The 11,093-nt window shown below is 30.9% G+C and carries 12 protein-coding genes; 9 read left to right on the top strand and 3 right to left on the bottom strand.

The window, feature by feature from the left end; translation table 11 throughout:
* Nucleotides 1-280: 280 nt before the first annotated feature.
* The gene (locus ABDX67_RS10905) at nt 281-637 is read right to left on the bottom strand and encodes a helix-turn-helix domain-containing protein (RefSeq protein WP_068449010.1); all 357 of its coding nucleotides are present in this window, start codon (nt 635-637) and stop codon (nt 281-283) included.
* Between the two features lie 2 nt (nt 638-639).
* Nucleotides 640-933: a type II toxin-antitoxin system HigB family toxin gene (locus ABDX67_RS10900; protein ID WP_347175060.1), complete on the bottom strand. Its 294-nt coding sequence runs from the start codon at nt 931-933 to the stop codon at nt 640-642.
* A 204-nt stretch (nt 934-1,137) separates the two neighbouring features.
* Between ABDX67_RS10900 and ABDX67_RS10895 the strand changes: the two genes are divergently transcribed.
* From ABDX67_RS10895 to guaB, 6 genes are all read left to right on the top strand, one after another.
* Nucleotides 1,138-1,995, top strand: coding sequence for a hydroxymethylglutaryl-CoA lyase (locus ABDX67_RS10895; RefSeq protein ID WP_347175059.1), 858 nt, complete (start codon nt 1,138-1,140; stop codon nt 1,993-1,995).
* A gap of 153 nt (nt 1,996-2,148) precedes the next feature.
* The gene (locus tag ABDX67_RS10890) at nt 2,149-3,642 is read left to right on the top strand and encodes a bifunctional metallophosphatase/5'-nucleotidase (RefSeq protein ID WP_347175058.1); all 1,494 of its coding nucleotides are present in this window, start codon (nt 2,149-2,151) and stop codon (nt 3,640-3,642) included.
* A gap of 139 nt (nt 3,643-3,781) precedes the next feature.
* On the top strand, nt 3,782-4,906 hold the full coding sequence (locus tag ABDX67_RS10885; RefSeq protein ID WP_347175057.1) for a porin: 1,125 nt from the start codon (nt 3,782-3,784) through the stop codon (nt 4,904-4,906).
* A 94-nt stretch (nt 4,907-5,000) separates the two neighbouring features.
* Nucleotides 5,001-5,537: an FMN-binding protein gene (locus ABDX67_RS10880; protein ID WP_347175056.1), complete on the top strand. Its 537-nt coding sequence runs from the start codon at nt 5,001-5,003 to the stop codon at nt 5,535-5,537.
* The gene (locus ABDX67_RS10875; RefSeq protein WP_347175055.1) at nt 5,537-6,025 is read left to right on the top strand and encodes a hypothetical protein; all 489 of its coding nucleotides are present in this window, start codon (nt 5,537-5,539) and stop codon (nt 6,023-6,025) included. Before ABDX67_RS10880 ends, ABDX67_RS10875 begins: the two co-directional genes overlap by 1 nt.
* 67 nt (nt 6,026-6,092) lie before the next feature.
* Nucleotides 6,093-7,568 carry an IMP dehydrogenase gene (gene guaB / locus ABDX67_RS10870; RefSeq protein ID WP_347175054.1) on the top strand — a complete coding sequence of 492 codons (1,476 nt, stop codon included), beginning with the start codon at nt 6,093-6,095 and terminating at the stop codon, nt 7,566-7,568.
* A 104-nt stretch (nt 7,569-7,672) separates the two neighbouring features.
* Here the strand turns inward: guaB and ABDX67_RS10865 are convergent, their stop codons facing one another.
* Nucleotides 7,673-8,389, bottom strand: coding sequence for an RDD family protein (locus ABDX67_RS10865; RefSeq protein WP_347175053.1), 717 nt, complete (start codon nt 8,387-8,389; stop codon nt 7,673-7,675).
* 111 nt (nt 8,390-8,500) lie between these two features.
* Here ABDX67_RS10865 and ABDX67_RS10860 point away from each other — a divergent pair, with 111 nt between their 5' ends.
* From ABDX67_RS10860 to ABDX67_RS10850, 3 genes are read left to right on the top strand one after another with little or no spacing between them, the layout of a single operon-like run.
* Nucleotides 8,501-9,466 (top strand): stage II sporulation protein M, encoded by a 966-nt coding sequence (locus tag ABDX67_RS10860; RefSeq protein WP_347175052.1) that lies wholly within the window; start codon nt 8,501-8,503, stop codon nt 9,464-9,466.
* Nucleotides 9,459-10,340, top strand: coding sequence for a hypothetical protein (locus ABDX67_RS10855; protein WP_347175051.1), 882 nt, complete (start codon nt 9,459-9,461; stop codon nt 10,338-10,340). Before ABDX67_RS10860 ends, ABDX67_RS10855 begins: the two co-directional genes overlap by 8 nt.
* A 5-nt stretch (nt 10,341-10,345) precedes the next feature.
* Nucleotides 10,346-11,077 (top strand): DUF4129 domain-containing protein, encoded by a 732-nt coding sequence (locus ABDX67_RS10850; RefSeq protein WP_347175050.1) that lies wholly within the window; start codon nt 10,346-10,348, stop codon nt 11,075-11,077.
* Nucleotides 11,078-11,093: the final 16 nt, after the last annotated feature.

Raw genomic sequence — 11,093 nt, 5'->3', positions numbered from 1 at the left:
TGTGTGTTTTCCGGTTGTAAGTTCGGCTAAAATTTTCAGTTTAAAGGGTTCTGAATACCGTCTAATTACTTTGTCATTTCTATACATAATGTTTAAAATTATGTAGCCTTTATTCAGGACGGGTCAGAAGTTTCGCTAACGGTTTTGTATAAGATTAGTTGCGTGGTTTAGCAACGAATTTAGCAAATACAAACCGAATAGAAAATCCGCGAGGATTTTCGTAAGCTGGCTCGTACCAAGCAATTAATTTTATACGTTGTTGCCAACTGGCTTTTTTCAATTAATAATCTTGAATTAAAACTTCAGTAGGAATATGTAGAGTAGTGTTGAGTTTTCTAATCATATCTAGAGTCAGTTTTCTTTTTTTATTCAAAATTTCGCTAACTCTACTTTTAAATCCGACAACTTCTGCTAAATCCTTTTGTTTCATTCCCATTTGTTCCATTCGGAATTTAATTGCTTCGATTGGGTCAGGCATTCCGATTGGGAATTGTTCATTTTCATATCTATCAATCAAAATTGACAGGATTTCCAATTCGTCTCCATCTTCCGTTCCTTTTTTTGCATCAAAAATTTCCTCAAGTCTGTTGAGTGCGTTTTGATAGTCTTTTTCGTTTCTAATTGGTAATATTTTCATAATTAGATATTATTTGCGTCAATTTTATCATATTCAGCGTGAGTTCCGATAAACCTTATCCAGCATATTCCGTATTCAAAATTAAATTTTGCAATCAAACGATAATTATTACCTTTTATATTGTAAACAATTCGATTGTCTTTTAAAATACTAGCACTCGGATATTCACTTTTTAATTCGTTAATATTTTTCCATTCGGATTTTTCAGTTTCTCTATACCACGACTTTAATTGTTCTTCACAATCAGCGTGTTTTTCCCAAAAATCTCGTAAAGTTCGTTTTGCGATTACTCTCACATTATAATTGTTTGACGCAAATATAATAAAAAAGTTACCAATTTGGTAATTAGTTCGGTTTTTTTTAGCTTGTTGGCAATGCATTTTGATATGAATCCGTTTTAATGATTTATATCAGCAGTTAGCGAAGTTACCGAAAAAGGGTTTTAGAAACAAGTTAAATTAATTTCCAATATCCAAAGCTTTGGTTATCTTTGATTCTTTATGAAAAAAGTCAAAATTATAGAATGTCCACGTGACGCCATGCAAGGAATAAAATCGCATTTTATTGCTACAGAAGACAAGGCAAACTATATCAATGCGTTATTGCGTGTAGGTTTTGACACAATTGACTTTGGAAGTTTTGTTTCACCGAAAGCGATTCCACAAATGCGGGATACAGCAGCAGTTTTGGCAAAATTAGATTTGTCATCAACACAAAGTAAATTGTTGGCAATTATTGCCAATGTTCGTGGTGCAGATGATGCTGCTCAGTTTGAAGAAATTGATTATTTAGGCTATCCGTTTTCAATCTCAGAAAACTTTCAAATGCGAAATACGCATAAAACCATTGCAGAATCTATAGAAACCTTGGACGAAATTTTAAACATCGCCAACAAAACCAATAAAGAAGTGGTGGCGTATTTATCAATGGGATTTGGAAATCCGTACGGAGATCCTTGGAATGTTGAAATCGTGGGGGAATGGACAGAGAAATTATCGAAAATGGGCGTTAAAATTTTATCGCTTTCTGACACGATTGGTAGTTCAACTCCAGAAGTTATCGAGTATTTGTTTTCTAATTTAATTCCAACGTATCCACAAATAGAATTTGGTGCACATTTACATACAACTCCAAATTCTTGGAAAGAAAAAGTTGATGCTGCGTATAAAGCTGGTTGTCATCGTTTTGATGGCGCAATTATGGGTTACGGTGGTTGCCCGATGGCAAAAGATGATTTAACTGGAAATATGCCAACAGAAAAATTATTGTCTTATTTTACTGAGCAAAAAGTAGAAACCGGAATTAAACCAATGAGTTTTGAAAGTGCTTATAATGTGGCAATGAATGTTTTTGGATAAGTAGCAAAGGCGCAAAGGTTCTAAGTTGCAAAGTGGCAAAGTGGCAAAGGTGTAAAGTTTAAAAGTTGTCACCTTGAACATTAGCAAAATCAAAATATATTTTGATTGAAGGTAGCTAGTGAAACTAATCGAAACCTTAAAAAATATATTAAAATGAAATCAATCAAATCAATTTTATACTTTTTATCAATAGTTCTATTTCTTTCATGTTCTCGAGACGATGGAAAAATAGATTTCACTTTTTTACAATTGAATGATGTGTATGAAATTGCTCCGATTCAAGGTGGCGAATTTGGCGGAATGGCACGAGTAGAAACGGTGCATCAAGAATTATTACAAGAAAATAAAAACACATTATTGGTGATGGCGGGCGATTTTTTAAATCCGTCTTTATTAGGAACCGTAAAATATAATGGAGAACGAATTCGTGGAAAACAAATGATAGAAACCATGAATGCCATGAATTTTGATTTGGTGGCTTTTGGAAATCACGAGTTTGATTTAAGTGCCAACGATTTACAAAAACGAATGGACGAAAGTAATTTTGATTGGATTACAAGCAATGTTTTAGAAAATAAAGACGGAAAAATAGCTCCGTTTTCTAACAAACACAATCGTATAAACGAAACCATTATCAAAGAATTTACCGACGCAGATGGAACTACAATCAAAGTCGGATTTATTAGTGTTTGTGTGCCTTCTAATCCTAGAAGTTATGTTACTTATAAAGATGTATTTGAAGAAGCAACACGTTCGTATAACGATTTAAAAGACCAAGTTGATGTGGTTTTTGGGTTGACACATTTAAGCATCTCAGAAGATAAAAAAATTGCAGAATTGTTGCCAGACATTCCGTTAATTATGGGCGGACATGAACATATAAATATGATGATTCCTGTCGGAAATTCGTTTGTAGCAAAAGCCGATGCCAATGCAAAAACGGCATATATTCATAGAATTTCTTTTGACACAAAAACCAAAAAAGCTACAATTCAATCAGAATTAAAAGAGATAAATGCATCTATTGAAGAAAATGAAAGAGTAGGAGTAGTTGTTAAAAAATGGCAAAACATTTTAAAGAAAGAGATAAAAGAAATTATTGATACTCCAGAAGAAGTAATTTTAAATGCAATAATTCCGTTAGACGGAAGAGACAAACCGATAAGAAGCGAACAAACAAATTTAGGAACTCTTATTGCAACATCAATGTCTTTTGCGTTTGATGACGAAGTAGATTGTGCATTGGTAAATGGTGGTTCTATAAGAATTGATGATGAATTGGAAGGAAATATTACAGCAGTCGATATTTTTAGAGTGTTGCCTTATGGCGGCGCTGTTTTAAAAGTTAAAATCAAAGGAAGTTTACTATTAAAAGTGTTAGATTATGGTGAAAAAGCTGCAGGTACAGGAGCTTATTTACAACGCTATAATGTTTCAAAAGCAACTTCTACATGGCTGATAAAATCAAAACCAATCAACCCAAACAAGACCTATACAGTTGCTTTTTCTGATTACCTTTTAAAAGGATTCGACATTCCATTTTTATCCGAAAAAAACAAAGAAGTACTTTCTATTTATCAACCAATTGCTACAGATATTTCTTCTGATATTAGAAATGCTGTAATTTTATACTTAAAATCTTTGTAGGTAAATAACAGTATTTCAACTTCTTATTTTAATCTCATTATTTTTTATTTAAAATAAATCTAAATAAGCTTTTTTAAACTAAAAAGTGTTTTTACTTTTGCGGCATAATTAAAACTATTTATAATTAATCTAAATAAAAATGAAAAGAATTTTATTACTTGCAATTGTAAGTTTATCAATCAGTTTATCAGCACAAGAAAATGCTGCACAAAAATTATTAACCACAAATGGTAACCAAAAAGGGCTAACAATTGGAGGTTATGCAGAAGCACATTATAATAGAGCAACAGGAAAAAATGCAACATTAGACGTGCATAGAGTTGTATTATTATTGGGATATAAGTTTAACGAAAGAACTCAATTTATAACAGAATTAGAATTTGAACATGTTAAAGAAGTTTATGTAGAACAAGCATTTTTACAGTATTCTTTAACTGATAATATTAATTTAAGAGCTGGTTTAATGCTGGTTCCGATGGGAATTGTAAACGAATATCACGAACCAACTACATTTAATGGAGTAGAAAGACCAAGTATGGATAAATCAATTGTGCCAACAACTTGGAGAGAAATTGGTTTAGGACTTTCTGGAAAGTCTAACGAAGCTTCTTTGCGTTATCAAGTATATATGTTTAACGGATTTGCTTCTAAAAACGGAAGTAAATTATTAGGAGGTTCAAATGGATTAAGAAACGGAAGACAAAAAGGAGCAGAATCTACCATGAACAATGTAAATTTTTCTGGTAAATTAGATTATTACGGATTGCCAGGATTGCGTTTAGGGTTATCTGGTTATTTTGGTAGAACACAATCTGATAAATCAATAGAAGATATTGATGGTGCAGATGTTGGTGTTGCAATGCTTGGATTGGATGCGCGTTATGCATACAAGCGTTTTTCTGCTCGTGGACAATTTATCCACACAAACATTACAGACAGTGAAGCATACAATGCATATTATGGATCTGATTTAGGTTCTTCGCTACAAGGTTGGTATGTAGAAGCTGCTTACAATTTATTATCTCAAGAAAAAGAACAAGAATTAGTAGGATTTGTACGTTTTGAAGATTTTAATACTCACGCTTCAACAGAAGGAAATTTAGCTCAAAATTTAAGTTATGATAGAAACGAAATTACTTTTGGTTTAACGTATAAAGTTGCTCCAGGAGCAGCGTTTAAAGCAGATTATCAATTTAAAAAAACTGCAATTCCGGGTGCTGATACTGTAAAACAATTAAACTTAGGATTCGGAATTTGGTTCTAAGAAAAACTATTAGTATAAATTTTAAACTAGGATATTGTTTTAAAATAGTATCCTAGTTTTATCCGTTTTAAAAACATTCATCTATTTTTGCAACATGAAAACTAGAAAATTTATATTTCTAATTATATTCTTTATAACAGCACAATTATTTGCATATCAATTACCAAAAAATATTGCAAAAAAAGTAACTAAAGAGCTTGTAAGAAATTTTAATAAAGAAAATTTACAATTAGTAAGTGTTACAATTCCTGTTGAAATAAATAATCAACTCGGTAAAAAAATTGGAAGCGCTAATTTATTTAAAATTGTTGATGGTAAAAGTGTTTTGGGTTACGCATATATTGATAAAGCACCAAGTAAAACAGATGAATTTGATTATTTAATTCTTTTAAATAAAGAGTTGATAATTCTTAAAACAAAAGTTTTAATTTATAGAGAAGATTATGGCGGAGAAATTGGGAGCGGTCGCTGGTTAAAACAATTCATAGGAAAATCGTCTAAAGATCAATTAAAATATAAAAACAACATCATGGCAATTTCTGGTGCAACAATTTCCGCATTGTCTATGACCAAAGCTGTAAATCAGTTTTTATTGGATATTGGTATTTTACATAAAAACAACATTTTATAATGCAAATTCACGGTAGTATTTCTCAGTTTCCAAAAGAAATTAAAGGCTTAGTAATCGCATTTATACTTACGCTAAGTATTGGTTTTTATTCAGGAATTCGTTTTGTTGATGAAACCAGTAATTCCAATCCAACCGGAATTGAAGAACGCTATATAGGAAACGAAAATGATGAAGATGCTACGGTTATGAAATTTAAAAAAAGCAACCAAGAAGTAATGACATTGGTTCACAATCATATTTTATCATTGTCTGTTATCTTTTTTTTATTAGGCGGAATAGTTGCTACAACTGGAATCAATAAAAAGTTAAAAGCATTTTTAATGATAGAACCTTTTGTTTCTATCCTTTGCACTTTTGGCGGAATTTATTTTATGTGGATAGGAATTTTGTGGATGAAATATGTAATTATGATTTCTGGAATTTTAATGACAATCGCATTTACAGCCTCAGTTTTTTTTATTTTAAAAGGTTTATTAATTAAAAAATAGAATTTTAGTAGCTTTTCAATTAATAATTGTAAATTTGCCTGCAATTAATTTATAAGTTGATTGTAACATGAAAGCTCACAATTCAAAACTTGTTGGAGAAGGTTTAACCTACGATGATGTACTTTTAGTACCCGCCTTTTCTGATGTGCTTCCTAGAGAAGTAAATATCCAAACAAAATTTACCAAAAACATAACGATTAACGTTCCAATTGTATCCGCAGCTATGGATACCGTTACAGAATCTGCTATGGCAATTGCTATTGCTAGAGAAGGCGGAATTGGTGTTTTACATAAAAATATGACCATTGAGCAACAAGCTCAAGAAGTTAGAAAAGTAAAAAGAGCAGAATCAGGAATGATTTTAGATCCAGTAACTTTGCCTTTAAATGCCACAGTTTTAGAAGCAAAAGTATTAATGCAAGAGCATAAAATTGGCGGAATCCCAATTGTTGATAATGCAGGTGTTTTAAAAGGAATTGTTACCAACAGAGATTTGCGTTTCGAAAAGAAAAACGATAGAATAATTACCGAGGTAATGACATCTAAAAATTTAATTACTGCTGCTATAGGAACTTCTTTAGCGCAAGCAGAATTAATTTTACAAGAAAATAAAATTGAAAAATTACTTATTGTAGATGCTGATTTTCATTTATCAGGATTAATTACATTTAGAGATATTACAAAAGTAACTCAAAAACCAACAGCAAATAAAGATACATTTGGTCGTTTACGTGTTGCTGCTGCATTAGGAGTTACTCCTGATGTTGTAGAAAGAGCAGAAGCGTTGGTAAATGCTGGAGTTGATGCAGTTATAATTGATACAGCTCACGGACATACACAAGGAGTTGTAAATGCGTTAAAAGCAGTAAAAGCAAAGTTTCCTAATCTAGATGTTGTAGTTGGTAATATTGCAACCGCAGAAGCGGCTCAATTTTTAGTTGATGCTGGAGCCGATGCAGTAAAAGTAGGAATTGGACCTGGATCAATTTGTACAACAAGAGTGGTTGCAGGAGTTGGTTTTCCACAATTTTCTGCAGTAATAGAAGTTGCAGCAGCAATAAAAGGTTCTGGTATACCAGTTATTGCCGATGGTGGAATTCGCTATACTGGTGATATCCCGAAAGCAATTGCAGCAGGAGCAGATTGTGTAATGTTAGGTTCATTATTAGCAGGAACCAAAGAATCACCTGGAGAAACTATTATTTACGAAGGAAGAAAATTCAAATCATATCGAGGAATGGGATCTATTGAAGCGATGAAAAAAGGTTCAAAAGATCGATATTTTCAAGATGTAGAAGACGATATTAAAAAATTAGTTCCAGAAGGAATTGTTGGTCGTGTTCCGTATAAAGGAGAATTAGAAGAAAGTATTCATCAATTTGTTGGTGGTTTAAAAGCAGGAATGGGCTACTGTGGCGCAAAAGATGTGGCTACTTTAAAAGAAACTGGAAAGTTTGTTAGAATTACTGCAAGCGGAATTAATGAAAGTCATCCACACGATGTTGCAATTACTAAAGAGGCACCAAATTATAGTAGAAGGTAAAACGGTTATCAGTTTTCAGTTAACAGTTATCAAATTAGTTGTCATTCGTAAATGAGTTGTAAAACGATTGAGGAATCTCATATTAGAAAAAGCAAAATATAATTTTATTGCTGCGTATAATAGCTATAATCTTTCAATACAATTTCAATAAAATCCATTGCATTTAAATCTGTTTTTATTTGTGTTAAATTGATGATTTTTGCGTGTAACTTCATCAATACTTTATGATTACGTTTTCTTTTGGCTTTATAATACACACTTTTTATGGTTTGCATATCTTTATCAGTTAAAACAGTTACTTGCGGAAAACGAGGAACGTAATTTTCTGGCAAATCTACAGCCACAGTTTGCGCTATACTTACTCTTTTCTTTTCACTAATTACAGTTGTTCCGGCTGCTAAGTCTCCTAAACGTTGTCCTTTTCCAGTTAATAAAATACTAACTATAGCTACAGAACCTGAAGACAAAGAAAAATCAATAAAATTCAACATCCAACGTAATAAATAACTACTAAAAGTTGGTTTTGATCCGTCTAATTTTACAACACGAATTTTGTTAAAATGTTTTCCAGGAGTTTGTCCGTTCATCAACATTTCAAAAATCAACGTATAAAAAAAGATTGGCAATCCAAATAATAAATAAGCAACCCAAGCATCAAAACCATTGTCTAATTTTGTTAAATTCATTATAATAACAATGATGATGATATAACCAACAATAATCAACCTATCAATTAGGTACGAACCAATTCTTGTGGTTAAATGTGCAACATTTTGATTGATAGAAATATTTTGAGCAGTTTCTATTTGAAAATTATCCATTTTTACCGTTATTTGTTAATCGTCTTTTTCATATGAAGAGCGAATATAAAAAGATTCTATGACTACTTTGATTACTTTACAGATTTTGTTATTAAATAGGTTTTTTAGTTAATGAGAGAAGCCGCATTTATAAAGAATCATAAAGAAAAGTGGCAACTCTTTGAAGCTATTTTAGCAAAGAAAAAAAGTGTTTCTCCAGATAAATTATCTGATTTATACATAGAAATTACTGACGATTTAAGTTATGCTAAAACATTTTATCCTAATAGTAAAGTAGTTACTTATTTAAACGGTGTCGCTGCTGCTGCGCATTTAAAAATTTATGTTACTAAAAAAGAAAGTAAAAATAGATTTATTACCTTTTTTAAAACGGAATTTCCTCTAGAGTTTTATCAACATCAAAAACAATTATTAATTGCGTTTTCTGTGTTTTTATTTTTTGCTTTAGTTGGTGCATTTTCTGCTGCTAACGACGGTGATTTTGTGCGTGTAATTTTAGGAGACTCTTATGTGAATATGACTTTAGAAAATATTGCAAAAGGCGATCCGATGGCTGTGTATAAACAGCAAGCAGAAATGGATATGTTTTTAGGAATTACCATTAACAATATTAGAGTTGCAATGATGGCTTTTGTTTTGGGAATATTGTTTTCTGTAGGAACTTTATATGTAATGATGCAAAACGGAATTATGTTAGGCTCTTTTCTGTACTTTTTTTATGATAAAGATTTGTTATGGGAATCGTCTAGAACAATTTGGATTCATGGTACAATCGAAATTTCTGTAATTATAATTGCTGGTTGTGCAGGAATGGTTTTAGGAAACGGTTTGTTGTTTCCGAAAACGTATTCGCGGTTAGAATCGTTTAAAAAAAGTATCAAAGCTGGTTTAAAAATTATGGTAAGTACCATTCCGTTTTTTATCGTTGCAGGATTCTTAGAAGGTTTTGTAACTAGACATACAGAAATGCCCGATTGGTTAGCCGTTTTTATCATTGTATCATCTTTAAGTTTAATAATATTTTACTACATTATATACCCAATTAGAATCACAAAAAAACTCCAAGAAAATGAATAACAATAACTACATCGAGTTTAAAAAAGAAAGAGATTTAGGAGCAATAATTTCTGATACGTTTAAGTTTTTAAGATTAGAATGGAAACCTTTTTTTGGTGCCATTTTAAAAACGGCTTTTTTACCAATTATTATTGCAATTGGTGCACTATTTTTCTACATGTATTCATTTCCGTCTATTTTTGGGAGTTTAGATACTTCTGATTTTGGTGTTTATGAAGAACCAAATTTTGGGTTGCTATTTATCTCAATTGCATTTATGATGGTTTTCTTTTTAATTGCTTATGTGATAATGAATATTACAGCATTGTATTATGTAAAATCATACATAGAAAATAATGGATCTGTAGATTTTATGATGATTCAAGATAGAGTTAAAGATAAATTCTGGTCTTTTACAGGATTATTTTTCTTGGTTGCTTTAATTGTTTTAGCAAGTGCTTTATTATGCTTTTTCCCTGCAATTTACACAGGAACAGTGTTAGCGTTAGCTGCACCAATATTGGTGTATAATAACTTGGATGCAACAGAATCTATTAGTTATTCATTTAATTTTATCAAAGGACATTGGTGGGAAACTTTTGGAGTAATGTTAGTAGTTGGAATAATTGTAAACATTATTGGATACGTTTTTTCTGTACCAGCAATCATTTATTTTTTCATAAAAGCAGGAACTGTAATAACAACAAACGATCCAACTGCTTTTGCAGAATCGCTAACAGATCCAATTTATTTGATGTTAAACGGAATTTCTTATATCGGTCAGTTTATTTTGTATGGAGTAACTTTAGTGTCAAGTGTTTTTATTTATTTTGATATTGATGAGCAGAAAAATGGAAGAGGAGCAATGGATAAAATTGATAGCTTAGGAAGTTAATTAATTTGAAAAAAAGCCTCTTATATATCGTTTTCTTTTTTATTATTTCAGGGATTTCTGCACAAGAAAAATTCCCTGAAATAAAAATTGATTCAACATCAATTATAAAAAAACAGTTTGATAAAAACAATATAGAAGATTACAAAAACGATTCTGCTTTTGATTATTCTGAAAATACATCTGGACCTTCTTTATATGAGCAAATTTCTAATTGGTTTAATAGAGTTTTACAAAAAATACTTTCTTGGTTTTTTGATGATATTGAAGCTCCGTTAGGGTTTATAAAGAGTTTTTTAAAGCTGCTGCCATACATTATTGCAGTTGTTGTTTTGTATTTGATTATCAATTTTTTCTTAAAAATTAATTCTAGAAACATTATTGGCGGTAAAAGCAATAAAGAGATTGTACACTTACAAGTTGATGAAGAATTGTTACATAGTAAAGATTTGCCAACATTGATAAACGCTGCAGTAGAAGCAAAAAACTACAGATTAGCAACTAGATATCAATATGTTTTATTGTTGCAGAAACTATCTAATAAAGAGCTAATTGTTTGGGAGCAACAAAAAACAAACGAAGATTATAGTAAAGAACTTCAAGATAAAAATATTCATATAGAGTTTGATAAAATAACCCAACTTTACGATTATGTTTGGTACGGAAATTTTGAAATTAATGACAAACAATATTTAAAAGGAATGGAAAATGTTCAAAAAATAGAACATAAAATTAAATAGATTTGGATAAGAAACT

The organism is Polaribacter uvawellassae (assembly GCF_039748955.1).
Classification (GTDB): domain Bacteria; phylum Bacteroidota; class Bacteroidia; order Flavobacteriales; family Flavobacteriaceae; genus Polaribacter; species Polaribacter uvawellassae.
This window is presented reverse-complemented; position numbering and strand designations above follow the sequence as displayed.